We start from the raw sequence: 25102 nt of genomic DNA on the forward strand, positions 1-25102 counted from the left end.
TTGAATTTACAGAGAATAAAATGTCAGATTTCGCACGCTGGCCGCTCTTATCCGAAGCATTTTCCCGTTTGGGACGGCCTGTGGTCGTGGTGGATTTGGAGACGACCGGTGGAAATTTCTATCAAGACAGGATAACGGAAGTTGCCCTTGTTCGTTTTGAGCAAGGACGCGCCACACATTACGAGCAGTTGGTCAATCCTTGCCGCAGCATTCCCGAATTTGTTGCCAGACTGACCGGGATTCATGATGAAACGGTGAAAAACGCGCCCGTCTTTGCCGATATTGCAGCCGATTTGTTGCCGCTATTGCAAGGGGCTGTAGTTGTTGCGCACAACAGCCGCTTTGACTACACCTTCCTGCGCCACGAGTTTGCCCGTATCCATACTGACTTTGCCGCCCCCTCGCTCTGTACGGTTCAACTGTCGCGCCGCCTGTATCCTGAGTTTTACAAACACAGCCTCGACAGCATTATCGAACGCACCGGCATTCAGACGGCCAACCGCCACCGCGCCATGACCGATGTTGCCGCATTGTGTGATTATCTCGAATTAAGTCTGGCAGAAAAAAATCATCAACAATGGGACGAACACGTCCGTGTATTGATGAATCCGAAAATGTTGCCCACTTGGCTGCCTGATTCGCTCGCCCAACAGCTCTATGCCCTGCCCGACAGTTACGGCGTATTGGTTTGGTTTGACCATTTCGGCAAAGCCCAAGCTATTGAAGCACACGAACGCGCATACAGTGAAACCGCCACCCTTCTGCACAGCAAAAAACTGCCGCCGCACATCAAAGCCGCAGCCTCCATCCGTTTTATTCCGGCAGTCGGGCAGCTCCATACATTATGGCTCAAAGCCCAGACCATGCAGGAATACCAACTGATGCCGTCTGAAAAGTCCACATCGTTTTCTACCGTCCGCTTTATCGCTGACGAACACGGCAGCCTTCAAGCACGCATTGTCTTGTTAAACAGCGGCACCAGAAACTGGCGTCCATACGGTTTATTTGCCCACAAAAAAGCAGCCAAACGCGCTTTGACCCAATGGTCGCAAGAACACAGGCTCTGTCCAGATTCACTCAACATTTTGCCGACCAGCTACGCAAAGGGCGAACCCTGCCCTGTCGAGGCCGTCGGAAAATGCAATGGCAACTGCCGCCAGCCAAACGGCATCAAACATCAAAACCAACGCATTACCGAGCTTGCCGCCCTACTCCCCGTAACCGATTGGGGCAAAGCGCACGAAATTGAAATTACCGAAACCGACCCCCTGACTGGAAACAGCATTACCCTGCTCTGCGCCGGCGGCGCGTTGGCATTGCCTGATGGAAGCTGGTATTTCGACAGCAGCCTGCCTCTCGTGATTAAAAACAAATTCAGGCAAGACAAAGAAAATATCCGTTTGATTGCTTAAAACAAGGCCGTCTGAAAACCAAATTTTCAGACGGCCTATTGTGAATAACTTTCCGCTTTATTCTCAAAATAAAACTCTGCCTAAATTTTAATCAGAACTTATTTTTATAATAGCAATCAAATACTAAACCGATTTATACACAAGCTGTTCACACAATTTTCAATGAAAGCTGTGTATACCCAGCCCAACGAGTAAACCATGAACAACCCTGAAATCATCTTCTTTGACATCGACGACACCCTCTACCGCAAATACACAGATACCTTACGTCCTTCGGTCGCACAAGCCATGCGCGCATTGAAAGCCAAAGGTATTCTGACAGCGATTGCCACCGGCCGTCCGGAAGCCGCCATTCCCGCCAAAGTCAAAACCTTAATTCAAGAATGCGGTATCGACATGCTCGTTACCATCAACGGCCAATATATTTCCTTTCGCGGTGAACCCCTGCAAAGCTACCCTTTGGACATTGCCGACATCGAAACCGCCATCAACCTGCTTGAACAACACAAAATAGACTACGCCTTTGTCAACAACCAAGAAATTGCCGTTTCCTCCCATTCGCCGCGCGTTGTCGAAGGCTTATCGCATATCCTGCCCAACTTCCTGACGGACAAAGAATATTTCCGCAAACAACCTGTTTATCAAATGTTGGTCTTTGTGGATAAGGAGGAAGAAAAAATCCTGCAACCGCTGACCCAGCAACACGGCTTCAAATCCGTCCGCTGGCATGAATATGCTGTGGACCTGCTGCGCAAAGAAGGTTCAAAAGCACGGGGCATCGCCCACGCAGTGGAAAAACTGGGCATTGATATGAGCAAAGTGATGGCATTCGGCGACAGCTTTAACGACTTGGAAATGCTGTCAACCGTCGGCTTTGGCGTTGCCATGGGCAATGGCGAAGAAGCAGCCAAAGCTGCCGCACAATTCGTCTGCCCAAGTGTCGATGAAGACGGCGTATTGCGTGGCTTGCAAGAATTGGGCGTCATTTAAAACATCAAATCAAAAGGCCGTCTGAAAAAATGTTCAGACGGCCTTGTTCTATCAATAAACTTCCTGCCTACTTCGGCAATACCAAAAAGCTAATCAGCAACTCTTTAAATACGAATCCAAACACACCCAAGCCCAAAACCAAGAATAACATGGCAATGCCGAATTTGCCGGCTTTGGATTCTTTACCCAAGTTCCAAACGATAAAACCCAAAAAGATAATCAGGCCGGTGAGGAGGATTTTCATTGCCCACGAGGCGAATTCTGCTTCAGACATTATTTTTTCCTTTTATTCTTAAGATGTGTGTTTAATTGCTTTCAGACGGCCTATTAAAATTTAAGGCCGTCTGAAATTTGTTTTTAGATTATTTGTTCAAGACTTGTTTCAAATCTTCAATCAAATCGTCAACGTATTCCAAGCCGACAGACAGGCGCACCAAGCCCGAGCGGATATTGGCGGCAAGTTTTTCTTCAGGCTGCATACGGCCGTGGGTCGTTGTCCACGGATGGGTGATGGTCGAGCGCACATCGCCGAGGTTGGCAGTACGGGAGAAAAGCTCCACGCCGTCCACGATTTTCCATGCCGTTTCTTGGTCTGCAACTTCAAAACCTACAACGATACCGCCGCCATTTTGCTGTTTGCGGATAAGCTCTGCCTGCGGATGGTCGGGCAAACCGGTGTAGTACACGGCTTGGACTTGCGGCTGCTCTTTCAACCATTGCGCGATTTTCAGCGCATTGTCGTATTGTTTTTCCATACGCAGCGACAGAGTTTCCACGCCGCTTAACAGCTGCCATGCGTTAAACGGAGACATCGCCAAACCGCAAGAGTTGCAATACATGGCAACTTGCGTCATCAATTCTTCCGAACCGGCCAACACGCCTCCCATCACGCGGCCGTGACCATCAATGGCTTTGGTTGCGGAAGACACGGAAATATCCGCACCGTGTTTCAAAGGCTGCGAACCGACGGGCGACAACAGGCTGTTGTCCACCACCAAAAGCGCGCCGATGCTGTGTGCCAGTTCTGCTAATGCTTCCAAGTCGGCAACTTCGCCCAAAGGGTTGGACGGCGTTTCCAAGAAAAACAGTTTGGTATTGGGCTTGAGTGCCGCTTTCCATTCATCTACATCAACCGGCGATACATGGCTGACTTCGATGCCGAACTTGGTAACGATGTTGTTGATGAAACCGACGGTCGTGCCGAACAGGCTGCGGCTGGAAACAACGTGGTCGCCTGCTTGCAAGAAGGTAAAAAACGCCGCCTGAATTGCAGACATACCGGTCGAAGTGGCTACCGCGCGCTCTGCGCCTTCCAATGCGGCAATGCGTTTTTCAAAAGCGGCAGTAGTCGGATTGGCTGTACGGGTATAGGTAAAGCCTTTAATTTTTTTGGAAAACAAATCTGCCGCATGTTGCGCGCTTTCCCACATAAAGCTGCTGGTCAAAAACAGCGCCTGATTGTGTTCGCGATATTCGGTCTGCTCTTTGCCGCCCCGGATGGCCAGCGTTTGTGGATGAAGTTTTTTGTTCATTTATTTTCCAATCTACTGTGTATTCCAATGGACGGAACAATATTTTCCGTCTGTTTAACTTGTTAACATTTTGCGCCGATTTCTACCATCTTTCAAGCCGAAGGCCGTGTTTCGGGCCGTCTGAAAAAACAGGAAAACCGTTTTTACTGATAAAGGCGGCCATCGTGTTTCAACCAGCCGTCAGTATGCCGGCCTGACGGGTCATGGTGCGTCCAATGGATAACGCCGCCCTGCTCCGACCATTCGTATTCGCCGTAAAATGCTACTTTATCGCCTTTTTTCAAACCCTTAATCTTATCGGCAAGGTCGATATTGTGTGCCACCAAAAGCGTCTGGCCGCTGGATAGCTTCAAGATAAAGCGTTGGTGGCGCGTGCCTTTGTTGTCATCCGGCAGGGTTTTCCATACCGTGCCCTCGCCCTCAACCTGAATATCGCTTTGTTCGTTTTCAAACGCCTGTTTCAAAACCGCTTCGGCTGATTCTTTACCCGAACCGATTTGCTGCTGAACTGTATCGGCATTCTTTTTGCCCGCATTATTTTGTTTTTGAACGGCTTCTATTTTCTGCTGATTCTGCGATTGTACCGGCTGCTTGTTTTGCATTTTGTTATAGGCAAATACGACAACAAAAGCAATCAGCAATACAATGATTTTATTTTTATTCATAACAATCTCAAAAAAAATGCCCGATTCTGCATCGGGCATATCAACTATTTAGAAAGGATATTTATCACGAAAACGTGAGCCGCCATTATACACGCTTCGTAAAATTTTAAGGGAAATTTACGCCGAAGGCCGTCTGAAACTTTTCAGACGGCCTGGATACTCAACGGCGGTATTTCATTTCAGTCTTCATATCGTCCAAAATGCGTTTGACGTTGTGTTCCAACACATCCTCCACCAAGCCCGGCGCCTGCTCGTTCAGCATTTGCTGCAACTGATAAGTGAACAAGGCCATTTGTTTTTGTACGGCAATCCGAATCATGCCGTTGACCGCATCGGCCACATGGGGACGCAAACGCTTAATCAGACGCTCGGTCAAATCTTTTTCAGAAACGCAGAATACTTCCCGACGGCCAATCGCTTGCGGGTTCAATACATTGATATGGACATTAATGGCCGGTTCTTGTTCAAGGCCGTTTGAAACCGCCTCTTCAGCCGCTTCCGCATCATCATTTTCCGGTTTTTCAGTTTCTTCCACTTCAGGCACATCAAAATCTACGGCACCTGATTTCGGATTCAGTCTGACGGTGCGGGTTGATTCGATATGACGCTCTGAAGCCGCAGCCTGCAATGCCGATTGCGCGCTCAACCAGTTGTCCTGCAAAACCACCATTGCATCGGTTTCCACTGCTTCGCCCTCGTCGGCTAAAGCAGTATTGTGTTCCAGCTGCCAACGGTACAAATATTCTTCCAATACTTTTTCACGATTGTCAGCATCCAACTTATATTCTTTTTTAGGTGCGGTTTTGGGCGCAGCTTCGACAGCTTCGTCCGATTTTTTGACCAATGGTGCATGAGTCGGCGCAGTATTAAATTGTCGTGCCTGACGCAATCTTTCCAGGCGTTTTTCCCAATTCAAGTCTTCTTTCTCGAGAGCTGTGGGGTCAAGACGGTTGTTTTCCATAATAATCTCGTTTTTTCATTTTTATTGTGAACCGCATTCAAACCTAAAATCACTTGAAATACGGCCAATGGTTGGACATATCCGGCAAGCCGGCGCAAGCGTCACATTTTAATATTAATTCGCTATATAATCACTATTTTATTTAATACTCAAGGATACATCATGAGCAGCATCGAACAACGCCTCGAATATCTGGAAGAGGCCAACGACGCTTTGCGTATGCAAAACCACGTCCTCGCCACCGCACTCAAAGGCCTCATCCGCTCCCTGCCCTCCGACATGGCCAACGATGCCGTAGAATCCATCCAGCTTGCCTTTGAAGACGCGTTGGCGGAATTGAGCTATGAAGACAGTCCGCACACCGACCTCTTCCATGACGTAACCTACGCATTTTTCCGAGAAAAAGACCACTAATTTCAGCTAGTTTGTTCACAAAATTATGCTAAACTAAGATTTTATCCGTTAACATTTTATTAAGAAAGCACATATCATGAACATGAAAAAATGGCTGGCCACTGCCCTCGCTTGTTCCGCCCTTGCCCTGACTGCCTGCGGCGGTCAAAGCAACAATGCCTCTGCTCCTGCCGATAAAGTGTACCGTGTCGGCTCCAACGCCGAATTTGCCCCATTTGAATCTTTGGATTCTGCCGGCAAAGTGGAAGGTTTTGACGTTGACTTGATGAATGCCATGGCCAAAGCCGGCAACTTCAAAGTCGAATTCAAACACCAGCCATGGGAAAGCCTCTTCCCTTCTCTGAACAACGGCGACGTGGACATCGTTATGTCCGGCGTAACCATCACTGACGACCGCAAACAAAGCATGCTCTTCAGCGATCCATACTTTGAAATCACCCAAGTTGTCCTCGTTCCAAAAGGCAAAAAAGTGGCTTCTTCCGAAGACCTGAAAAACATGGCCAAAGTCGGCGTGGTAACCGGCTACACCGGCGACTTCTCCGTTTCCAAACTCTTGGGCAACGACAATCCGAAAATCGCCCGCTTTGAAAGCGTTCCCCTGATTATCAAAGAATTGGAAAACGGCGGTTTGGATTCCGTAGTCAGCGACAGCGCGGTTATTGCCAACTATGTGAAAAACAACCCGACAAAAGGCTTGGATTTCATTTCCCTGCCTGACTTCACCATCGAAAACTACGGTATCGCTGCACGCAAAGGCGACGAAGCCACCATCAAAATGTTGAACGATGCGCTGAAAAAAGTACGCGAAAGTGGCGAATACGACAAAATTTACGCCAAATACTTTGCTAAAGAAGGCGAAAAAACCGAAGCAGCCAAATAATCTGGTTTGACTTCCTAAACTAAAGGCCGTCTGAAAACTTTTCAGACGGCCTTTAATCTGGTTAACGCCATTAAACGCAAGCGTCCCCTATAATCCGCTCGTTTTATACTTCAAATGAAAGACACGCCTTGATCAAACCCGTTATCCTCAGCCTCGCTGCCGTAACCGCTTTGGCCGCCTGCTCCGCTTCTGAAAAACAAGAATCTCCTAACCTCGGCGCAGCCAATCCGGCTTCTGAATTCTGCGTCAAACAAGGCGGCAAATCCGAAATCAAAAAAGACAAAGACGGCAATGAATACGGCGTGTGCCACTTGCCTGACGGTACCGTTGTCGAAGAATGGGAATATTTCCGTCAGCACAACAAATAATTGCTTAATCATAGAAAAGGCCGTCTGAACCCAAGTTTCAAACGGCCTTTTCTTTTAAACAGCAATTATTTTACTTCCAATTTGGTCACGCCGCCCATATACGGTTGCAACGCAGCAGGAACATTAATGCTGCCATCGGCATTTTGATGGTTTTCCAATACCGCCACCAAAGTACGGCCGACAGCCAAGCCTGAGCCGTTCAAAGTATGTACCAAACGGTTTTTACCGTTTTCATCTTTGAAACGCGCCTTCATACGGCGTGCTTGGAAATCTTCGCAGTTGGAGCAGCTGGAAATCTCACGATAAGTATTTTGCGCAGGAACCCAAACTTCCAAGTCGTAGGTTTTGGTTGCGCCAAAACCCATATCGCCGGTACACAAAGTAATCACGCGGTATGGCAGTTCCAACGCTTTTAAAATATTTTCAGCGTGGCCGACCATTTCTTCCAGCGCTTCGTATGATTTTTCCGGATGAACGATTTGCACCATTTCCACTTTGTCGAATTGGTGTTGGCGAATCAAACCGCGCACGTCTTTGCCGTATGCGCCCGCTTCGGAACGGAAACATGGGGAATGCGCAGTCAATTTCAACGGCAAATCGCTGCCGGCCACGATGCTGTCGGCAACGGTATTGGTCAGCGTTACTTCGGCGGTCGGAATCAGATATTGCGTTTTTTTGCTCTCGTCACCGCCGCGGGTAACATGGAACAAATCTTCTGCAAATTTAGGCAGTTGGCCCGTGCCCTGCAAAGTGGTGTCATCCACGATATAAGGCGTGTAATGCTCGGTATAGCCGTGTTTCAGCGTGTGCGTGTCCAGCATGAACTGAGCCAAAGCGCGATGCAGACGGGCGATTTGGCCTTTCATCACGGTAAAGCGCGCGCCGGAAAGTTTCGCACCGCCTTCGAAATCTAAGCCCAAAGACTCGCCCAAATCAACATGGTCTTTGATTTCAAAGTCAAATTCTCGCGGCGTGCCAACTTTGCGGACCTCAACGTTTTCAGTTTCGTCTTTACCGACAGGCACACTTTCGTGCGGCAGGTTCGGAATGCTCAGCAGCCAAGCATCCAATTCTTTCTGAACGGCATCCAAATCAGCGGCAGCCTGCTCCAAATCCGCCTTGATTTGGGCAACCTGATCCATCGCAGCTTGAGCTTCTTCGTGTTTGCCTTGGCCTTTCAACGCACCGATCTGTTTGGAAATACTGTTGCGCGAAGCCTGCAACTCTTCTGTTTTCACTTGAACGGCTTTACGTTGCTCTTCCAAAGCATTAAAACGCGCGGTATCAAACTCGTAACCGCGGGCGGCCAAACGTTCGGCAACTGCGGCGGTATTGCTGCGGAGCAATTGGATGTCTAACATTGTTTTCTCTCGTTAAGATTCAGAATGGCATTATTGTAAACCAATTTAAAGATATTTTCACAGCGACAGGCCGTCTGAAAACAAAAAACGCCCCTGCAAAAGCAGGGGCGTTTTTTAAGAATTTTGGCACGCCCACGGGGATTCGAACCCCGGTTGCCGCCGTGAAAGGGCAGTGTCCTAGGCCTCTAGACGATGGGCGCGTAACCGAAGCGCGAACTATACAGAAAGCCTTTTCTTCTGTCAACGCCTTTACTGCATTTTTAAAGATACTGCCGATTTCCGTATGTTATTTTCCCTGTATAATGCCGGTTTTAATAAAAAGGAAAACTCGCCATGTGGTTTAAGCAAATCAGTTTTTATCCGCTCAACAAAGACAAGTTGCCCAAATTAGAAGTCCTTGCCGACAAATTGGCACAATCCGAATTTGCCCATTGTCAGGGTTTGGACTGGTTTAGCGAAGGCTTTGCCACTCCGGTTTCCTTTTCGCCAGAGCTGGTTTTCCCTGCCGATTACACTTGGCGCGTTGCCCTGAAAAAAGAAGAAAAAGTCCTGCCTGCCGGCGTGATCCGCGATATTTTGGATGAAAAGGTTTTGGAAATCCAAAACAACGAAGCGCGCAATGTCGGCCGCAAGGAAAAACAAGAGCTGAAAGAACAGATTACTGACGACCTGCTGCCCCGTGCCTTTACGCGCAGCAGCCGCACACAGGCGATTTTCGACACGCGCCACGGGTATCTTTTGGTCAACAATGCCGCATCTGCCAAAGCGGAAAATATCCTGACCAAACTGCGCGAAGCCTTGGGCGGTTTGGAAGCAGCCCTGCCCAACACCAAACAATCGCCCTCCTCCCTGATGACCAGCTGGCTGCTGCAAGGCCATTGCGAAGGCGGTTTTGAATTGGACAGCGACTGCGAACTCAAAGGCGTAGGCGATGTTGTCCCGGTCGTCAAAGTTTCCAAACAAGACCTGACCGCCGATGAAGTGGTACAACACGTCAAAAATGGCAAAACCGTTACCCAGCTGGGCTTGGTATGGCGCGAACAGATCGCGTTTATCCTTACCCAAGACTTTACACTCAAACGCATCCAGTATCTGGACGTTTTGCAAGAAGAAGCCGAAAGCAACGGCGACGATGCCGCCAGCCTCGCCTTTGCCTCGCAAATCCTGATGACCGAAGCCATCAGCACCATGTTGGAAGAACTGGTTTCTTATTTAGGCGGCTGGCAAGAGTAATTTTTCAGACGGCCTTTTGATTGGGAAATATCAAAGGCCGTCTGAAATATAATACGCATTGTTTCCGCCTGTTGGGCGCGCTCTTCAGGCGTGGCAAGGCTGTCCACACGGGCAAAGTGTGTAAGCTTCTGCACTTCGTCCACACCTTTGACCAGCTCGGCGACGGTGCTGTTGCAGCGTTCCGTGAGCAGCTCGCGCCAGTCGGGCACAAAACGCACGATGTCGGCCAAAAGCGTGGCGGCCACCGCATCGGGCAGCAAATCCAATTCGTTCAACATACGCGCCGCCCCCAAAAGGTGCGCCAAAAGCGGATCGCCCGCAGGCGTGGCCGCATCGGCAGGATAATGCGTCTCGGCCAGCGACAAGGCCGTCTGAAGCAGCTTTTGCGCAGGTTCGGGCAAACCGGCGGTGTGCGCGTCAAACCACGCGCGGGATTCTTGCAGCGGTGCGGCGGGGATTTCCGGTGTTTGTCGTGTGTTGCTCATGGCATGCCGTTTCTCCGTTTGTTTTGTTTCGACATAGCGGCTGTATTGTAGCAGCTTGCCCGTATTTTGCGACAAAGCATGTTTCAGACGGCCTGGGCTACCCAACTTGCAATAACATATAAACATCAAAATAAAACAAACAATTAGCGTGTAAATGTGCTTGCAGTGAAAAAATATTGGGAATAATATCAAAGCAAGTAATAATTTTTATCAAGAAGGAGATGAGTGTGAAATTTTTAGCTGCTTTGCTGTGGCCGGCCATGTTGCTGCCCATTTTGTCTCATGCTGATAGCGGCATTCAGACGGTCTCTGTTTCTCAAGCATATGCGGATGACGCAACGGGCTGCGAGCAGCTTTATCCTGTAAATAGCTTCGAGAGTTTGTTCAGGCAGATGGCAGGCACGGTGCATAGTGCCTGTTTGCTTGATATGCCGCCTGAAGATTTAGCGAAAAAGTGGCAGATTCCCGTGTACCGGCGCTATCTTCGGCTTTCCGGCCGTTTGCGGCCTGACGGAGAAAAACAGGCGGTACTCAGATGGAAAGACAAGGCAGAGCGGCAGAAATGGCTCAAACACAGGCGGCGTAAGCTAAAACGGCCGACCGACGGCTTTACGGTAGTGCATCAGACCGACTACGACGGCAGTACTTTTTTAGAAATCGAAGCAACGCCTGATTATATAAAACGATACCGTTCATTGTTTCCTGACGACCGTTATCCTGATGATTTGCCGAAACCCTATGTTTCATCTCATATCCTAAGCCCGGTCAGCGTATGCTTTAACAATGGAACAGAACAAGTTTTTCCTAGGTATACGGTAGTAAAACAAGTAGCAGTAGATGAAAACAACCATTTGATTGGGAGTGATAGACATTTGGTTATAAGGGAGGAGAAAGGTGCAGGAATATTATTTCAGCATCCAACAGACAAATGCATTAATGATATTTCCAGCATCTTTCTTATCAGATAGTCGATAGTATTTAATTTTAAAGGTATATGGTATGGCTACAACAGCACAAATCCGGCAGCATTTTTTAAAATTAGGGATGCCTGTTTCGGAAGTTAATCAGATTATTCGGGATTCAATTTTACTGGGGCAAACCCATAACTTTATCAATCAATGGGGGTTAGGGAGTATTCAAGCAATACACTAAATATTCCGGCATATTTTTCCAAAGCAAACTAATTGGCAGTAAAGAAAATAGAAGTATTGTATTCGGTACGGCAGACAAAAGATATCTGACTGCTTCTGATTGGGCTCATGAGTTAGGACATGGTTTGTTGAAAACAATTTCCAAGCTTGATCTTGATATTGATGGAAATCGCAATATAACAGCGAATGAATATGCACGAAGATTTGTTTATGAAGAAGGAAAAGCCGAATACAACCGTTTTCAGTTTGATTTGCGGAACAACCCAAAAGAAACCAAATACGGCTCAAATACAGAAGCAATCAAGGCAATGAACCAGCAACAGGCTGTTGATTATTTTGCCCATAAGATGAAAACCCAAAACCCCAGCGGACAGCCCGGCCATACTTATTGGACATTGGCGAAATCTGTATTCCTTGAGCAAACCAATCCAAACCTGCTAAACGGTAAAACTCCGGCCGAAAAGCAAAAAATTCTGTAATCAGGAATGGATGAAGCAGCGCCTGACCATCCCAACAGACTGTTTGGCGTAGGTGACGAGCGGGTTCGCTTTCAGAAAACCGATCCAAATATGCCGCTTAGTCTGATGCCGATGATGGCGCGTGGAAATCCTACGCTGATGGTGGTATTTGTACCTGCCAACAGCCGTTTGGCAGACGGTACGGTAACGACGATAGAAGTATCAGAAAGGATGTCATGATGTTGGGCGCAGTCATCGGCGATATTGCCGGATCACGATTTGAGTTTGACAACTACCGTCACACCGATTTTGACATTTTCAGCCCCGACAGCGACTTTACAGATGACACGATTTGCACTGCTGCCATTGCCGATTGGGTTTTACAAGGCTGCAACGATAATTTAGCCTCTATTTTACAAGGCTGGTGTAGGGCATATCCCTGTCCAAAAGGCGCATATGGCGGCCGCTTCTCACAATGGATAGAATGGAAAGATCCTACACCTTATAATAGCTGGGGCAATGGCTCGGCCATGCGTGTTTCTGCCGTTGGTTGGGCATTTGCCACATTGGAAGAAACCCTGCATTTTGCTGAGCAATCCGCCATCGTAACGCACAACCACCCGGAAGGCATTAAAGGCGCGCAAGCCGTAGCTGCCGCCATCTTTTGGGCGCGTACCGGTATGGGCAAAGCGCAAATCAAAGAAAACATTACACGGCAATTCGGCTACGACTTGAGCCAAAGTTGCGACCAAATCCGCCCGCATTATCATTTCAACGAAAGCTGTCAGGAAACCGTACCTCAAGCGATTACCGCCTTTCTTGAAAGCGATGATTTTGAACACGCCATCCGACTGGCAGTTTCCCTAGGCGGAGACAGCGATACCTTGGCGGCCATTACCGGCAGTATTGCTGAAGCCTACTACGGGATCCCTACGGCCATGCGCGAACACGCTTTAGCCATATTGCCACGCCGTATTGCTGAAACCCTGCTGACTTTTGAATCCCAATATCAGGCCGTCTGAAACTGCCTGCAAAAAGGAATATAAATGATGAAATACCTCGCCCTACTCCCTATCGCCTTAATGCTGGGTACGCCTGCCATTGCCGAAACCATCAATCCTTATCAGGAAAAAGGTTGCGCTTATGCTGGCGATGTCGGTAAAGACGGCAAACCATCCGGCAAAGGCACATGGAAATGCCAAGACGGCCGCAGCTATGTCGGAGCCTTTAAAGACGGCAAATTTGACGGCAAAGGCATATATACCGTTTCCAGCAACAGCGAAACCTTTATCGAACCTTTCTCCTCCAACAGCGCCAAATTACGCAATATGACGCTGGAGGGCGTGTTCAAAAAAGGCAGGGCGCACGGAAACTTTACTGCCTCTCAAAACGGCACACCCGTCTTCATCATGAAATGCGAAGACGGTATGATTAAAGAAGTCAAACTGGCTAAGAAATCTGCTTCCAAAACTAAATAAACAACCTTTCAGACGGCCTTATCCAGCTTTTAGGCTGTCTGAAACATCAATTGACAAGCCTGTCTAAAGGCTGTCGTGTTGATTTCAAAGAATTTCCAAACAACCCTTACCCCAGGACAACCACCATGAGCATTAAATCCGACAAATGGATACGCCGCATGGCCGAAGAACACGGCATGATTGAGCCGTTCGAGCCCAACCAAATCAAAGAGGCCAACGGCCAACGCATCATTTCCTACGGCACATCCAGCTACGGCTACGACATCCGCTGTGCCAATGAATTTAAAATCTTCACCAATATCAACAGCACCATCGTCGACCCGAAAAACTTCGACCCGAAAAACTTCGTTACAGTCGAAGACGACTGCTGCATCATTCCGCCCAACTCCTTTGCTTTGGCGCGCACAGTCGAATATTTCCGCATCCCGCGCAACGTCCTAACCGTCTGCTTGGGCAAATCCACCTATGCTCGCTGCGGCATTATCGTCAACGTTACCCCGTTCGAGCCTGAATGGGAAGGCTACGTTACGCTTGAGTTTTCCAACACCACCCCCCTGCCTGCCAAAATCTATGCCGGCGAAGGCGTGGCCCAAGTCTTGTTCTTTGAAAGCGATGAAGTCTGCGAAACTTCATACAAAGATCGCAACGGCAAATACATGGGACAAACAGGTGTTACCCTGCCCAAGACCTAATATACAAAATAACAAAAGGCCGTCTGAAGTTTCAGACGGCCTTTTATCATTTTATCTAGAAACGGCGTTTCAACTTACAAGCCTGCAAGATATGAACGGCGAGTTCTTCCACAGATTTATCGGTTGTATTGGTAAACGGCACACCGTGGCGTTTGAACATATTCTGCGCATCGGCAATCTCGCTGCGGCAAGTATCGATTTTGGCATAAGTCGAATTAGGACGGCGCTCCTGACGGATTGCCTGCAAGCGTTCAGGCTGAATGGTCAAGCCGAACAGCTTGTCTTTATAAGGTTTGACCATACGCGGCAAATCGGTCGATTCCAAATCATCGGGAATCAATGGATAGTTTGCGGCGCGGATACCGTATTGCAGGGCCAGATAGAGACAGGTCGGCGTTTTGCCCGAACGGGACACGCCCATCAAAATCACATCCGCTTCCTGCAGGTTTTTATCGCTGACGCCGTCATCATGATTCAGTGAAAAATTGACCGCCTCCATACGCGCATCATAGCGTTGGGTATTGCCGATACTGTGGTGCCCCTGCCGGGCGGCAACCGCCTCCGTATTGAGTTCCTTTTCCAAAAGACCGAGAAAGGTTTCAAAGAAATTAATATGGAACGCATTGGCTTTCTTGATGATTTCACGGATTTCGTCATTGACCACACTGACAAAAGCAATCGGGCGCACGCCGAATTTTTCAGCTGACTGGTTGACTTTGTCTACAACAGCACGCGCTTTTTCAGGCGTATCGATAAACGGATAGGTATGGCGTTTGAACTCAACATTGCCAAATTGGTTCAGCAAGGCTTCACCGATATTTTCAGCGGTCAGGCCGGTTCGGTCGGAAATATAGAAGACTTGGCGTGGATCAGTCATAATGAATCCTCTTGAGGGTAACGTTTCAGACGGCAATCATAGCAGTTACAGCCTTTGCAATAAAGCGATTCCCGACAGATTACACAGGATTACAACAAATTTGAACAATTTTTAAATTGGCACAAAATTTTATTTTTTGCTATTTTGTAGAATTTTATTCTAAAATCGCAAAATAAATCTTGTTTATCAAATTTATTAACTTATTTTGTTTTCCATATTTAACAAGAAGATAACACGTAAAAACATGAATCTGATATTCACATTTCAGAAGGCTACACGCCTGAAAAGCACAATATCACAGACGAATTTGTGATTTTTAAAAAGATAAAACACATGACAGCCATCAAACGAATGGCTACAATAAGCAGGCGGATTTGTTTCTTTTTTAACATTTTTTGGATTGGATTGGACACACAAATGGCCGAAAACTACGTTATTTGGTTTGAAAACCTGCGTATGACTGACGTTGAGCGAGTGGGCGGTAAAAATGCCTCTTTGGGCGAAATGATCAGCCAACTGACTGAAAAAGGCGTGCGCGTTCCCGGCGGTTTTGCAACCACAGCCGAAGCTTATCGTGCTTTCCTGGCTCACAATGGTCTGAGCGAGCGTATTTCCGAAGCCCTGAAACAACTGGATGTTGAAGACGTTGCCGAGTTGGCGCGCGTGGGTAAAGAAATCCGTCAATGGATTTTGGATACTCCGTTCCCTGAGCAGCTGGATGCTGAAATCGAAACAGCTTGGAACAAAATGGTTGCCGATGCCGGCGGTGCGGACATTTCCGTTGCCGTACGTTCTTCCGCAACAGCAGAAGACTTGCCGGATGCTTCTTTTGCCGGCCAACAAGAAACCTTCCTGAACATCAACGGCTTGGATAACGTTAAAGAAGCCATGCACCATGTATTCGCTTCCCTGTATAACGACCGTGCCATTTCTTACCGTGTCCACAAAGGCTTCGAACACGATATCGTTGCCCTTTCTGCCGGCGTACAACGCATGGTGCGCTCTGACAGCGGTGCCTCCGGTGTGATGTTCACTATCGATACCGAATCCGGTTACGACCAAGTCGTTTTCGTTACCTCTTCTTACGGTCTGGGCGAAAACGTCGTACAAGGCGCAGTAAACCCTGACGAATTCTATGTATTCAAACCTACTTTGAAAGCAGGCAAACCGGCTATCCTGCGCAAAACCATGGGTTCGAAACAAATCAAAATGATCTTTACCGACAAAGCCGAAGCCGGTAAATCTGTAACCAACGTCGATGTACCTGAAGAAGACCGTCAACGCTTCTCCATTACCGACGCCGAAGTTACCGAGTTGGCTCATTACGCGCTGACCATCGAAAAACACTACGGCCGCCCAATGGACATCGAATGGGGCCGCGACGGTTTGGACGGCAAACTCTACATCCTGCAAGCCCGTCCTGAGACTGTAAAATCCCAAGAAGACAGCAGTCGCAACCTGCGCCGCTTCTCCATCAACGGCGAAAAAGTTGTCTTGTGCGAAGGCCGTGCCATCGGTCAAAAAGTCGGCCAAGGCAAAGTACGCCTGGTGAAAGATGCTTCCGAGATGGATTCCGTTGAAGCAGGCGACGTACTCGTTACCGACATGACCGACCCGGATTGGGAACCGGTGATGAAACGTGCTTCCGCCATCGTGACCAACCGCGGCGGCCGTACCTGCCACGCAGCGATTATCGCGCGTGAATTGGGTATTCCGGCTGTTGTAGGTTGTGGCGACGCTACCGATCTGCTGTCTGAAGGCCAAGAAGTTACCGTATCTTGTGCCGAAGGCGATACCGGCTTCATCTACTCCGGCCTGCTGGACGTACAAATTACTGATGTTGCTTTGGACAACATGCCTAAAGCGCCTGTCAAAGTAATGATGAACGTTGGTAACCCTGAATTGGCATTCAGCTTCGCCAACCTGCCTAGCGAAGGTATCGGCTTGGCGCGTATGGAATTCATTATCAACCGTCAAATCGGCATCCACCCTAAAGCCTTGTTGGAATTTGACAAACAAGACGACGAGTTGAAAGCTGAAATTACCCGCCGCATCGCCGGCTACGCTTCTCCTGTTGACTTCTATGTCGATAAAATCGCGGAAGGTGTGGCAACTTTGGCTGCTTCGGTTTATCCACGCAAAACCATCGTCCGTATGTCTGACTTCAAATCCAACGAGTACGCTAACTTGGTGGGTGGCAGCATCTACGAACCGCACGAAGAAAACCCAATGTTGGGCTTCCGTGGCGCAGCGCGTTATGTAGCCGATAACTTCAAAGACTGCTTCGCACTCGAGTGCAAAGCCTTGAAACGCGTTCGCGATGAAATGGGTTTGACCAACGTCGAAATCATGATTCCGTTCGTTCGTACTTTGGGTGAAGCAGAAGCTGTGGTTAAAGCCCTGAAAGAAAATGGTTTGGAACGCGGCAAAAACGGCCTGCGCCTGATCATGATGTGTGAGTTGCCAAGCAACGCTGTATTGGCAGAACAATTCCTGCAATACTTCGACGGCTTCTCCATCGGCTCTAATGACATGACCCAGCTGACCCTCGGCCTCGACCGTGACAGCGGTTTGGTATCTGACTCCTTCGACGAGCGCAACCCTGCCGTTAAAGTGATGTTGCACTTGGCAATCTCTGCTTGCCGCAAACAAAATAAATACGTCGGTATTTGCGGTCAAGGCCCATCAGACCATCCGGACTTTGCCAAATGGCTGGTTGAAGAAGGTATCGAGAGCGTATCGCTCAACCCTGATACCGTCATTGAAACCTGGCTGTATCTGGCTAACGAATTGAACAAATAAGTTCGATGAGACAAAAATCCCCTGCCCGTTTATCCCGGCAGGGGATTTTTATTGCCTTATTCAATGCCGTCTGAAAAAACTTTCACTTTCTTTTACCTTATCAAAAAAAATCCTTTATCATCAAAATGATAAAAAAATATGCCGCTATATCCACAAATTTTCAATGTTAATATACTACCTTTCTACATTTTACCCCATGCCTTTTGAGTGAACCTTTTTTCACTCTTCCTATCTATCATACGCAGCATAACGATACATTTTGAAATATCCCATGAATACAAACTTTATTTCCACCTTTCAGACGGCCTTAAAACATCTGGCACTTATCAGCACCATTGCCGTCTTAGCAGCCTGCGCCGGCAACAATACCTCTTCCAACCGCGCCATACCTGACGGCTACTACAAAGTCCGCCCTGGCGATACCCTGACCCAAATTGCCAAACGCTACGGACAAAATGTCAACACACTGGTTGCATGGAATAACCTTCCCAACGCCTCACAAATCGAAGTCGGTCAAGTATTGCGCGTCCGCCGTCATGTTGCCCCACGCAGCACGGCACCGCAGCAACGCCAAACCACTACCGTTACCCCGATCAACCGATTGAACCTGCAATGGCCGACCGATAACGCCTCATTCTCCATTATCCAACGCTACAACGGCACCACCAGCAAAGGAATAGATATTGCAGGCACACAAGGCCAACAAATCCGTTCCGCCGCAGCCGGTACCGTCATCTACGTTGGCGAAGAAGTCCGCGGCTACGGCAAGCTGATTTTAATCAGCCACAACGACTACACCATTACCGCCTATGCCCACAACGATACGCTTTTGGTACAAAAAGATCAAAAAGTCCAAGCAGGTCAAGTTATCGCCACCATGGGCAGCAGCGATACAGACAGCGTCAAGCTTCATTTTGAAGTTCGTCTAAACGGCAAAGCAGTCGATCCCCTGCCTTATTTGACCAGAACAAATTAATGCCCCAATCAAAAGGCCGTCTGAATAGCAGTATTTCAGACGGCCTTTTGATTATCTTGCTATAACAGCTATTTCAACAAAATCTTTTCCTATTTAACTTATGTTGATTGAGTGTAAATGCCGTTATACAATAACAACTCTTTTTAACATTCCATTTCAGGTACCCTACTATGTCTCCTAACCGTATCCTTGCAACCGCATTCTTGTTTGCATCTGCATTTGCCAGCGCAGATGTCCATATTGATGAAAGCATTCCTTACCGCGATAAAGAAGAAATTGATACCCGTATTGTTTCCGAGTGTTTAGAAGTGGGCAGCATCATGTCCAAATCTTTGCAAGAAACTGCAGCCAAAAGTGATGTAACGGTTGTCCGTGATGGTAAAAAACAAGGCACATACGCAGATATCGCCATTACTTCCGCCATGAGCGCAGGCAATGCCTTTATCGGTCACGCCAAAGGTATGGCTGTTTCAGCCACTTTGTATGTTGACGGCAAACAAGTTGGCAAAAAAACCTTTACCCGCAATTCTTCCGGCGGTATGTTTGGCGCTTATAAAAGCTCTTGTGCCGTCTTGAACCGTACTTCCAAAGTATTGGGTTCTGACATTGCCCAATGGGTTGTCCGTGAACAAAAAAACGCTCAAGATAAATAATTTATCGAACTAAAAAGGCCGTCTGAAAGTATTTTCAGACGGCCTTTTTTCATGCCTTCATTAACAACATCGTCCGCCGTTGCTGCCGCAACGGCGTTTGCGGCAGTAGTCTTGGAATTGCAGCTCGGTCATGACCGGCGCATTGGGATTATGTTTGCGCTGGCGGGCAACGTAGTTTTCATAATCTGGGACACCGGCCATCAAGTTTGCTGTCAACTTGATGGTTTTCCACCAAGATGCGAGCTTATGCTTCATGCTGAGCCTCCGGCTGTTTACCGTCGCGGTACACTGCTGGAATTTCTTTAGCAGTTGGCCAACCGACTTTACGGGCTTTCATGGCGGTACGGAAACCGTACACGGCGACAATCACGACAACTGCCAGGAACAAAGCGGTCAGACCGGCATTGATTTGGTCGTTGAAGATGATTTGTGACATTTCGCCAATGTCTTTAGCTGGGGCAAGGACTTCGCCTGAGGCCAAGGCATCGCGGTATTTGCCTGCATGAGCTAAGAAGCTGACGCGTGGGTCGCTGTGGAACAGTTTTTGCAAACCGGCATAGCAGGTTACGAACAATACGCCGACAGCAGGAACCAAGGTTACCCAAACATAGCGGTCGCGTTTCATTTTCACCAATACAACGGTACACATAATCAACGCTACGCCTGCAAGCATTTGGTTGGCGATACCAAACAACGGCCAGAGCGAGTTAATACCGCCCAGAGGGTCGGTTACGCCGGTATAGAGGAAGTAACCCCACAATGCCACGGCAAAGAATGTGGCAACCAAGTTGGCAGGGATAGAGTCTGTGTTACCGAATGGTTTGTAGAAGATACTGCCCAAGTCTTGAATCATGAAACGAGCAACGCGTGTACCGGCGTCAACCGCGGTCAAGATGAACAAGGCTTCAAACAGCAAAGCAAAGTGATACCAGAACGCCATCATGGCTTCACCCGGAATCAGACGGCTCATGATGTGTGCCATACCGACTGCAAGGGTTGGCGCACCGCCTGCACGGGACAGAATGGTGTTTTCGCCCACTTCTTTAGCAGTATGCAACAGAGTTGCGGCATCAACAGAGAAATTCAGTTTAGTGGTGATGACTTCGGCAGCTGTATTGGCATCTGTACCAATCAGCGCGGCCGGGCTGTTCATCGCGAAGTACACTCCTGGATCAAGCGAAGCGGCGGCAGCCAGCGCCATAATGGCCACAAAGCTTTCCATAATCATGCCACCGTAACCGATCATGCGGACGTGGGTTTCGTTTTCCACCATTTTTGGCGTGGTACCTGAAGAAATCAACGCATGGAAGCCTGAAACCGCACCACAAGCGATGGTAATGAACAAGAATGGGAACAATGCACCGGAGAATACCGGGCCTGAACCATCGATAAAGTGGGTAACTGCAGGCATTTGCAGAGTCGGGTTAACAATAACGATACCCAAAGCCAAAGCTGCAATCGTACCAATTTTCAGGAAGGTAGACAGATAGTCGCGCGGAGTCAGCAAGAGCCAAACCGGCAATACGGAAGCCACGAAACCGTAAATCATAATCGCCCAAGTCAGCTGAATGCCGTCAAGGTCAAACCAGTGACCAAAGGAGCTGTGGGCAACATCTTCACCGTAAATCACGGCCAACATCAGCAAAATAAAGCCGACGATGGAAATCTCGCCAATTTTGCCCGGACGGATATAACGGGTGTAAATACCCATAAACAGAGCAATCGGCATAGTCGCTGCGATGGTGAATGTACCCCAAGGGCTGTGAACCAATGCTTTCACCACAATCAGCGCCAACACCGCCATAATGATGACCATAATCATCAAAATACCGATGGATGCAATCACGCCGGGAACAGTACCAAGTTCTTGTTTCACGATATCGCCCAAAGACTTACCGTCACGGCGCATGGAGACGAACAAGACCATCATATCCTGTACGGCACCGGCAAACACCACGCCGAAGATAATCCACAAAGTACCGGGCAGATAACCCATTTGCGCTGCCAATACAGGACCGACCAAAGGACCTGCGCCGGCAATCGCGGCAAAGTGGTGGCCGAACAGTACGCCTTTATGTGTGGGCACATAGTCCAAGCCGTCATTGTGGCGTTCTGCCGGAGTCAGACGGTTAGGATCAAGCTGCATCACACGGTTGGCAATGTAAAGACTGTAAAAACGGTAGGCAATACAGTATACCGAAATGGCGGCCGTAACCATCCAAATCGCACTGACCTGCTCGCCGCGACTGAGGGCCAAAGTGGTAAAGGAGGCCAGGCCGACCAAAACCACAATGCCCCAAATCAAAAATGATTTGAGCGATTTCATTGATTTATCCTTAAAACGTGATACACGAAAGCTTGTTTTAGCGACAAACTGCCTTCATGCTCTTTAGAAAGACCAATCATTTTAGTCTTCATAGATTTTATGAGTGAAATGTCATTTCAACCCGAATTCGACAAAAAACAAAATGATTAGTTCGCCCGTAAGGTTAACACAAACAGACAATATACCCTTCATTTTTTACTTCAAATCCAAATATTCCTTAACATATAACAAACGCAAGGCCGTCTGAAAACCCAAAAATTCAGTTTTCAGACGGCCTGACAAACGGTCAATGCTATAATCCGACATTCCCATTTCTTCTATATTGCCATACCATGCAAAACAACGATTCCGAAACCATGCGCCTCTCCAAACGCATGGCGCAATTGGGCTTATGCTCGCGCCGCGAGGCAGACGGCTACATCGAGCAAGGCTGGGTCAAAGTCAACGGCCAAACCGCCGTACTCGGTCAAAAAGTCACCGAGCGCGACCGCATCGACCTCAACAAACAAGCCCATGAAAAACAAGCAGCGCGCGTAACCATCCTGCTAAATAAGCCCGTCGGCTACGTCAGCGCGCAGGCAGAAAAAGGCTATAAATCCGCCGCCGAACTCATCACAGCCGACAACCATTGGGAAGGCGATGACAGCCGTATCCCTTTCAGTGAAAAGCACAAATTCGGCTTGGCCCCTGCCGGCCGCCTGGATATCGACTCTGTCGGATTATTGGTACTCACCCAGGACGGCCGCATTGCCAAGCAACTGATTGGCGAAAACAGCAGCAGCGAAAAAGAATACCTCGTCCGCGTCCGCGGCAAACTGGACGACAAAGGCCTCGCCCTGCTCAACCATGGCTTGAGTTTGGACGGCGAAAAGTTGCGCCCCGCCAAAGTCGAATGGCAAAACGAAGACCAGTTGCGCTTTATTTTGCGACAAGGCAAAAAACGCCAAATCCGCCGCATGTGCGAACTGGTCGGCCTGCGCGTCATCGGTTTGAAACGCATCCGCATGGGCAAAGTCAAACTCGGCCGACTGCCGCCGGGCAAATGGCGTTATTTACGCACTGACGAATCGTTTTAATTGCAGATAACAAACAGGCCGTCTGAAAACATATTTCAGACGGCCTGATCTTTTACTGATTACTCAATATACGTAAACTTCGCACGTTTGATATTGCAGAGGATTTCGTACGGAATCATACCGGCAACTTCGGAAACTTCATTGATATTAATCACATCGCCCCAAAGCTCGACTTCCGCGCCCAAGCCCTCTTTCGAGGCTTCAAGTTCGACCGTAATCATATCCATAGACACCCTGCCGATAATACGGCTGCGTTTGCCATCGATGGCAACTGGAGAATTAGTGGAAGCGCGACGCGGATAACCGTCGGCATAGCCGCAGGCAATCAAACCGACACGGGTGGATTTGCTGGTGTAGAACGTTGCGCCGTAACCAATCGGAGAATGCGGCTGCAACACGCGTTCGCCGAAAACGCGGGAAGTCAGACGCATAACAGGTTTCAAACGCTCATCCACGCCGCCGAAAGGCGAAATGCCATACAAGACCAGACCGGCACGACCCCAATCGCGGCGCGCTTCAGGCACGTTCAAAATCGCGGCGGAATTGGCCAAGCTCTCTTCGCCTTCCAAACCCTCACACGCCAAATCAAACGCTTCAAGCTGCATTTCGGTCATGCCGTTTTCCGGCTCGTCCGCGCAGGAAAAATGGCTGAATTTCACAATATTTTCAACCGATTCGGATTGTTTCAATGCCGTATAGGCGGCTGCATAGTTATGCGGAAAGAAACCGGCACGATGCATACCAGAGTCCATTTTCAGCCATACGGTTGTCGGACGTTGCCACTCATGATGCACAAACGCCTCCAGCTGCCATTGGCTGCCGATTGCCGGCCACAAATCATAACAGTCAACATCCGCATACTCCGCAGCATCAAATACGCCTTCCAACAAAATAATCGGGTTTTTAATGCCGTTTTGACGCAGCTCCACGCCTTCATCTACCGTTGCCACCGCAAAGCCGTCGGCAATATCCGCCAACGCGTGTGCACATCTGACCGCGCCATGCCCGTAAGCATCGGCCTTAATCACAGCCAACAATTTATTGCCATGCAACTCTTTGAGAAAACGATAATTTTGACGTAAATTATCCAAACGGATTTGCGCATTGAGCGGACGCATAATGTATTCCTCTTATCGGCATTCCGTTTCAGACGGCCTGCCCTATTACTTTGAAGTAAATATTATAGGTCAAAAACTACACAGGATTCCATGAAATACACAAGATTAATCTATTCATAATCTAGAAATCATGCGCGCCTTTAGGCATTTATGCTTCTTCTCAGCCTGTTTTAAGGTTATGATTCAATCCAAATGAAAACGACAGACATCAAGGCCATGAAAGAACTCGACAAAACCGACTTAAAAATTCTCAAGCTCCTACAACAAAACGCACGTATCCCCATGACCGAATTGGCTGAAAAAGTCGGCCTCTCCACCACACCGGTAACCGAACGCGTCCGCCGCTTGGAACGCGACAACCTTATTACCGGCTATCACGCCCATCTGAATCCTCATGCTTTAGGTCAAAGCCTCTTGGTCTTTGTCGAGCTGAAACTGCGTTCCAAATCCGGCAATATTTTTGAAGACTTCAAACGCGAAGTGCTAAAAATTCCGCAAATTTTGGAATGCCACTTGGTCTCCGGCGAATACGACTACCTTATCAAAGTCCGCCTGCCCAATATGTCCGCCTATCGCGATATGCTTGGCAATATCCTGCTGCAACTGCCGGCTGCGTCCGAAAGCCGCAGCTATGTTGTCATGGAAGAAGTCAAAGAAGAAGTAGTATTAGACATCTAATTCTATTCGATAAACAAAGGCCATCTGAAAGATTACAACATTCAGACGGCCTTTATTTTAAATAGGCAAAAAAATGCACACATCCGACAGAATGTGTGCCAAGTCTACAAAGGAGAAATAGAGGAGAAACTATTAACTGACTACTCGAACCAGCTAACGAAACGAATTATGCAACAAGAGATTCAAGCGCGCAAGTATTTTTCTTGTAAAGTTTCTTAATTATTCGATTTACAGATCTTAAATGTAATCATGTTTCAATGCAGATAAAAAAATGCGCATACCGTTTTGATATGCGCCAAGTCTACAAAGGAGAAATAGAGGAGAAAAATCAAGCTGCATCAAGCAACTCAACGGCGCGAATTATCCTAGCCTTCTACCCTCCTGTCAACTGTTTTCCTATCTATTTTCAAGTATTTTGCTAAAAAACAACAAATCCGCTATTCCCCTCTTTTTCTTGCTATTTTCGCCCATATATAAAAAATTTAAGGCCGTCTGAAACATATATTGTCACTAAAG

At 48.2% G+C, this 25102-nt stretch carries 27 protein-coding genes, 1 tRNA gene and 1 pseudogene; 18 read left to right on the forward strand and 11 right to left on the reverse strand.

Features of this window, described 5'->3' with window-relative positions:
- The first annotated feature begins 20 nt into the window (after positions 1-20).
- Positions 21-1412, forward strand: coding sequence for an exonuclease domain-containing protein (locus ACTHTU_RS06590; RefSeq protein WP_440362125.1), 1392 nt, complete (start codon positions 21-23; stop codon positions 1410-1412).
- Between the two features lie 198 nt (positions 1413-1610).
- Positions 1611-2402 (forward strand): Cof-type HAD-IIB family hydrolase, encoded by a 792-nt coding sequence (locus tag ACTHTU_RS06595; protein WP_070826009.1) that lies wholly within the window; start codon positions 1611-1613, stop codon positions 2400-2402.
- 67 nt (positions 2403-2469) lie between these two features.
- Here ACTHTU_RS06595 and ACTHTU_RS06600 read toward each other — a convergent pair whose 3' ends face one another.
- The 4 genes from ACTHTU_RS06600 to ACTHTU_RS06615 form a co-directional block, all read right to left on the reverse strand.
- Positions 2470-2676 (reverse strand): DUF2788 domain-containing protein, encoded by a 207-nt coding sequence (locus ACTHTU_RS06600; RefSeq protein WP_003747401.1) that lies wholly within the window; start codon positions 2674-2676, stop codon positions 2470-2472.
- An 88-nt stretch (positions 2677-2764) separates the two neighbouring features.
- Complete coding sequence (metZ, locus tag ACTHTU_RS06605; protein ID WP_440362126.1) at positions 2765-3934, reverse strand: O-succinylhomoserine sulfhydrylase; 1170 nt, start codon at positions 3932-3934, stop codon at positions 2765-2767.
- A gap of 143 nt (positions 3935-4077) precedes the next feature.
- A complete protein-coding gene (locus ACTHTU_RS06610) occupies positions 4078-4638 on the reverse strand; it encodes a DUF3465 domain-containing protein (protein ID WP_440362127.1) in 561 nt (186 codons plus the stop codon).
- A 121-nt stretch (positions 4639-4759) separates the two neighbouring features.
- Complete coding sequence (locus ACTHTU_RS06615) at positions 4760-5560, reverse strand: hypothetical protein (RefSeq protein WP_440362128.1); 801 nt, start codon at positions 5558-5560, stop codon at positions 4760-4762.
- A 162-nt stretch (positions 5561-5722) separates the two neighbouring features.
- Here ACTHTU_RS06615 and ACTHTU_RS06620 point away from each other — a divergent pair, with 162 nt between their 5' ends.
- The 3 genes from ACTHTU_RS06620 (at position 5723) to ACTHTU_RS06630 (ending at position 7222) form a co-directional block, all read left to right on the forward strand.
- Positions 5723-5974: an NGO1151 family protein gene (locus tag ACTHTU_RS06620; protein WP_003680526.1), complete on the forward strand. Its 252-nt coding sequence runs from the start codon at positions 5723-5725 to the stop codon at positions 5972-5974.
- A 76-nt stretch (positions 5975-6050) separates the two neighbouring features.
- Positions 6051-6854, forward strand: coding sequence for a basic amino acid ABC transporter substrate-binding protein (locus ACTHTU_RS06625; protein ID WP_049347925.1), 804 nt, complete (start codon positions 6051-6053; stop codon positions 6852-6854).
- Between the two features lie 128 nt (positions 6855-6982).
- Positions 6983-7222 carry a putative hemolysin gene (locus ACTHTU_RS06630; RefSeq protein WP_440362129.1) on the forward strand — a complete coding sequence of 80 codons (240 nt, stop codon included), beginning with the start codon at positions 6983-6985 and terminating at the stop codon, positions 7220-7222.
- Positions 7223-7287: 65 nt separating this feature from the next.
- Here ACTHTU_RS06630 and serS read toward each other — a convergent pair whose 3' ends face one another.
- Together serS and ACTHTU_RS06640 are read right to left on the reverse strand one after the other, a co-directional pair.
- The gene (gene serS / locus ACTHTU_RS06635; protein WP_440362130.1) at positions 7288-8583 is read right to left on the reverse strand and encodes a serine--tRNA ligase; all 1296 of its coding nucleotides are present in this window, start codon (positions 8581-8583) and stop codon (positions 7288-7290) included.
- A 124-nt stretch (positions 8584-8707) separates the two neighbouring features.
- Positions 8708-8783, reverse strand: a tRNA-Glu gene (locus ACTHTU_RS06640).
- Between the two features lie 133 nt (positions 8784-8916).
- Between ACTHTU_RS06640 and ACTHTU_RS06645 the strand changes: the two genes are divergently transcribed.
- Complete coding sequence (locus ACTHTU_RS06645) at positions 8917-9816, forward strand: recombination-associated protein RdgC (protein ID WP_440362131.1); 900 nt, start codon at positions 8917-8919, stop codon at positions 9814-9816.
- Positions 9817-9869: 53 nt separating this feature from the next.
- On the opposite strand, the pseudogene ACTHTU_RS06650 reads toward ACTHTU_RS06645, so the two are convergent.
- Positions 9870-10301: pseudogene (locus ACTHTU_RS06650) on the reverse strand (HD domain-containing protein); the annotation flags it as partial.
- A gap of 221 nt (positions 10302-10522) precedes the next feature.
- On the opposite strand from ACTHTU_RS06650, the gene ACTHTU_RS06655 reads away from it, so the two are divergent.
- The 7 genes from ACTHTU_RS06655 to dcd all read left to right on the forward strand — a co-directional run bounded on the left by ACTHTU_RS06655 (position 10523) and on the right by dcd (position 14080).
- A complete protein-coding gene (locus ACTHTU_RS06655; protein WP_440362132.1) occupies positions 10523-11269 on the forward strand; it encodes a hypothetical protein in 747 nt (248 codons plus the stop codon).
- Between the two features lie 31 nt (positions 11270-11300).
- Positions 11301-11453 (forward strand): hypothetical protein, encoded by a 153-nt coding sequence (locus ACTHTU_RS06660; protein WP_225905468.1) that lies wholly within the window; start codon positions 11301-11303, stop codon positions 11451-11453.
- A 127-nt stretch (positions 11454-11580) separates the two neighbouring features.
- Complete coding sequence (locus ACTHTU_RS06665; protein ID WP_234397377.1) at positions 11581-11931, forward strand: hypothetical protein; 351 nt, start codon at positions 11581-11583, stop codon at positions 11929-11931.
- Positions 11932-11937: 6 nt separating this feature from the next.
- A complete protein-coding gene (locus tag ACTHTU_RS06670; RefSeq protein ID WP_070584021.1) occupies positions 11938-12150 on the forward strand; it encodes a hypothetical protein in 213 nt (70 codons plus the stop codon).
- On the forward strand, positions 12150-12932 hold the full coding sequence (locus ACTHTU_RS06675; RefSeq protein ID WP_070584019.1) for an ADP-ribosylglycohydrolase family protein: 783 nt from the start codon (positions 12150-12152) through the stop codon (positions 12930-12932). Before ACTHTU_RS06670 ends, ACTHTU_RS06675 begins: the two co-directional genes overlap by 1 nt.
- A gap of 24 nt (positions 12933-12956) precedes the next feature.
- Complete coding sequence (locus tag ACTHTU_RS06680) at positions 12957-13388, forward strand: hypothetical protein (protein WP_440362133.1); 432 nt, start codon at positions 12957-12959, stop codon at positions 13386-13388.
- A gap of 125 nt (positions 13389-13513) precedes the next feature.
- A complete protein-coding gene (gene dcd / locus ACTHTU_RS06685) occupies positions 13514-14080 on the forward strand; it encodes a dCTP deaminase (RefSeq protein ID WP_003680541.1) in 567 nt (188 codons plus the stop codon).
- 55 nt (positions 14081-14135) lie between these two features.
- Here dcd and ppsR read toward each other — a convergent pair whose 3' ends face one another.
- Positions 14136-14957, reverse strand: a complete 822-nt coding sequence (gene ppsR, locus ACTHTU_RS06690) for a posphoenolpyruvate synthetase regulatory kinase/phosphorylase PpsR (RefSeq protein WP_036491303.1) — start codon at positions 14955-14957, stop codon at positions 14136-14138.
- 417 nt (positions 14958-15374) lie between these two features.
- On the opposite strand from ppsR, the gene ppsA reads away from it, so the two are divergent.
- The 3 genes from ppsA to ACTHTU_RS06705 all read left to right on the forward strand — a co-directional run bounded on the left by ppsA (position 15375) and on the right by ACTHTU_RS06705 (position 19388).
- A complete protein-coding gene (gene ppsA, locus ACTHTU_RS06695; protein WP_440362134.1) occupies positions 15375-17759 on the forward strand; it encodes a phosphoenolpyruvate synthase in 2385 nt (794 codons plus the stop codon).
- Positions 17760-18030: 271 nt separating this feature from the next.
- Positions 18031-18735, forward strand: a complete 705-nt coding sequence (locus ACTHTU_RS06700; protein WP_440362135.1) for a peptidoglycan DD-metalloendopeptidase family protein — start codon at positions 18031-18033, stop codon at positions 18733-18735.
- 170 nt (positions 18736-18905) lie between these two features.
- Entirely contained in the window at positions 18906-19388 is a 483-nt protein-coding gene (locus tag ACTHTU_RS06705; protein WP_003747439.1) for a hypothetical protein, read from the forward strand.
- A gap of 60 nt (positions 19389-19448) precedes the next feature.
- On the opposite strand, the gene ACTHTU_RS06710 is transcribed toward ACTHTU_RS06705, so the two are convergent.
- Both ACTHTU_RS06710 and ACTHTU_RS06715 read right to left on the reverse strand, forming a co-directional pair.
- The gene (locus tag ACTHTU_RS06710) at positions 19449-19643 is read right to left on the reverse strand and encodes a YbdD/YjiX family protein (protein ID WP_049343946.1); all 195 of its coding nucleotides are present in this window, start codon (positions 19641-19643) and stop codon (positions 19449-19451) included.
- Entirely contained in the window at positions 19633-21714 is a 2082-nt protein-coding gene (locus ACTHTU_RS06715) for a carbon starvation CstA family protein (protein WP_070607528.1), read from the reverse strand. The genes ACTHTU_RS06710 and ACTHTU_RS06715 overlap by 11 nt, the downstream gene beginning before the upstream one ends.
- A 332-nt stretch (positions 21715-22046) precedes the next feature.
- Here ACTHTU_RS06715 and ACTHTU_RS06720 point away from each other — a divergent pair, with 332 nt between their 5' ends.
- The gene (locus ACTHTU_RS06720; protein WP_440362136.1) at positions 22047-22790 is read left to right on the forward strand and encodes a pseudouridine synthase; all 744 of its coding nucleotides are present in this window, start codon (positions 22047-22049) and stop codon (positions 22788-22790) included.
- A gap of 59 nt (positions 22791-22849) precedes the next feature.
- Here ACTHTU_RS06720 and alr read toward each other — a convergent pair whose 3' ends face one another.
- The gene (gene alr, locus ACTHTU_RS06725) at positions 22850-23908 is read right to left on the reverse strand and encodes an alanine racemase (protein ID WP_440362137.1); all 1059 of its coding nucleotides are present in this window, start codon (positions 23906-23908) and stop codon (positions 22850-22852) included.
- A gap of 216 nt (positions 23909-24124) precedes the next feature.
- Between alr and ACTHTU_RS06730 the strand changes: the two genes are divergently transcribed.
- Positions 24125-24586 (forward strand): winged helix-turn-helix transcriptional regulator, encoded by a 462-nt coding sequence (locus ACTHTU_RS06730; RefSeq protein ID WP_079453694.1) that lies wholly within the window; start codon positions 24125-24127, stop codon positions 24584-24586.
- Positions 24587-25102: the final 516 nt, after the last annotated feature.

Origin of the sequence: Neisseria sp. P0020.S005 (genome assembly GCF_051957055.1) — a bacterium.
GTDB classification, from domain to species: Bacteria; Pseudomonadota; Gammaproteobacteria; order Burkholderiales; family Neisseriaceae; genus Neisseria; species Neisseria subflava_A.

Excerpts from the sequence above, each read along its gene's own strand:
- ACTHTU_RS06625 (WP_049347925.1), top strand. The coding sequence starts at position 6,051 with ATGAACATGAAAAAATGGCTGGCCACTGCCCTCGCTTGTTCCGCCCTT.
- ACTHTU_RS06670 (WP_070584021.1), top strand. The coding sequence starts at position 11,938 with ATGGATGAAGCAGCGCCTGACCATCCCAACAGACTGTTTGGCGTAGGT.
- ACTHTU_RS06730 (WP_079453694.1), top strand. The coding sequence starts at position 24,125 with ATGAAAGAACTCGACAAAACCGACTTAAAAATTCTCAAGCTCCTACAA.
- ACTHTU_RS06590 (WP_440362125.1), top strand. The coding sequence starts at position 21 with ATGTCAGATTTCGCACGCTGGCCGCTCTTATCCGAAGCATTTTCCCGT.
- ACTHTU_RS06655 (WP_440362132.1), top strand. The coding sequence starts at position 10,523 with ATGAGTGTGAAATTTTTAGCTGCTTTGCTGTGGCCGGCCATGTTGCTG.
- alr (WP_440362137.1), bottom strand. The coding sequence starts at position 23,908 with ATGCGTCCGCTCAATGCGCAAATCCGTTTGGATAATTTACGTCAAAAT.
- ACTHTU_RS06710 (WP_049343946.1), bottom strand. The coding sequence starts at position 19,643 with ATGAAGCATAAGCTCGCATCTTGGTGGAAAACCATCAAGTTGACAGCA.
- ACTHTU_RS06595 (WP_070826009.1), top strand. The coding sequence starts at position 1,611 with ATGAACAACCCTGAAATCATCTTCTTTGACATCGACGACACCCTCTAC.
- ACTHTU_RS06610 (WP_440362127.1), bottom strand. The coding sequence starts at position 4,638 with ATGCCCGATGCAGAATCGGGCATTTTTTTTGAGATTGTTATGAATAAA.
- metZ (WP_440362126.1), bottom strand. The coding sequence starts at position 3,934 with ATGAACAAAAAACTTCATCCACAAACGCTGGCCATCCGGGGCGGCAAA.
- ACTHTU_RS06715 (WP_070607528.1), bottom strand. The coding sequence starts at position 21,714 with ATGAAATCGCTCAAATCATTTTTGATTTGGGGCATTGTGGTTTTGGTC.
- dcd (WP_003680541.1), top strand. The coding sequence starts at position 13,514 with ATGAGCATTAAATCCGACAAATGGATACGCCGCATGGCCGAAGAACAC.
- serS (WP_440362130.1), bottom strand. The coding sequence starts at position 8,583 with ATGTTAGACATCCAATTGCTCCGCAGCAATACCGCCGCAGTTGCCGAA.
- ACTHTU_RS06720 (WP_440362136.1), top strand. The coding sequence starts at position 22,047 with ATGCAAAACAACGATTCCGAAACCATGCGCCTCTCCAAACGCATGGCG.
- ACTHTU_RS06705 (WP_003747439.1), top strand. The coding sequence starts at position 18,906 with ATGTCTCCTAACCGTATCCTTGCAACCGCATTCTTGTTTGCATCTGCA.
- ACTHTU_RS06645 (WP_440362131.1), top strand. The coding sequence starts at position 8,917 with ATGTGGTTTAAGCAAATCAGTTTTTATCCGCTCAACAAAGACAAGTTG.
- ACTHTU_RS06680 (WP_440362133.1), top strand. The coding sequence starts at position 12,957 with ATGATGAAATACCTCGCCCTACTCCCTATCGCCTTAATGCTGGGTACG.
- ACTHTU_RS06700 (WP_440362135.1), top strand. The coding sequence starts at position 18,031 with ATGAATACAAACTTTATTTCCACCTTTCAGACGGCCTTAAAACATCTG.
- ppsR (WP_036491303.1), bottom strand. The coding sequence starts at position 14,957 with ATGACTGATCCACGCCAAGTCTTCTATATTTCCGACCGAACCGGCCTG.
- ACTHTU_RS06660 (WP_225905468.1), top strand. The coding sequence starts at position 11,301 with ATGGCTACAACAGCACAAATCCGGCAGCATTTTTTAAAATTAGGGATG.
- ACTHTU_RS06615 (WP_440362128.1), bottom strand. The coding sequence starts at position 5,560 with ATGGAAAACAACCGTCTTGACCCCACAGCTCTCGAGAAAGAAGACTTG.
- ACTHTU_RS06675 (WP_070584019.1), top strand. The coding sequence starts at position 12,150 with ATGTTGGGCGCAGTCATCGGCGATATTGCCGGATCACGATTTGAGTTT.
- ppsA (WP_440362134.1), top strand. The coding sequence starts at position 15,375 with ATGGCCGAAAACTACGTTATTTGGTTTGAAAACCTGCGTATGACTGAC.
- ACTHTU_RS06600 (WP_003747401.1), bottom strand. The coding sequence starts at position 2,676 with ATGTCTGAAGCAGAATTCGCCTCGTGGGCAATGAAAATCCTCCTCACC.
- ACTHTU_RS06620 (WP_003680526.1), top strand. The coding sequence starts at position 5,723 with ATGAGCAGCATCGAACAACGCCTCGAATATCTGGAAGAGGCCAACGAC.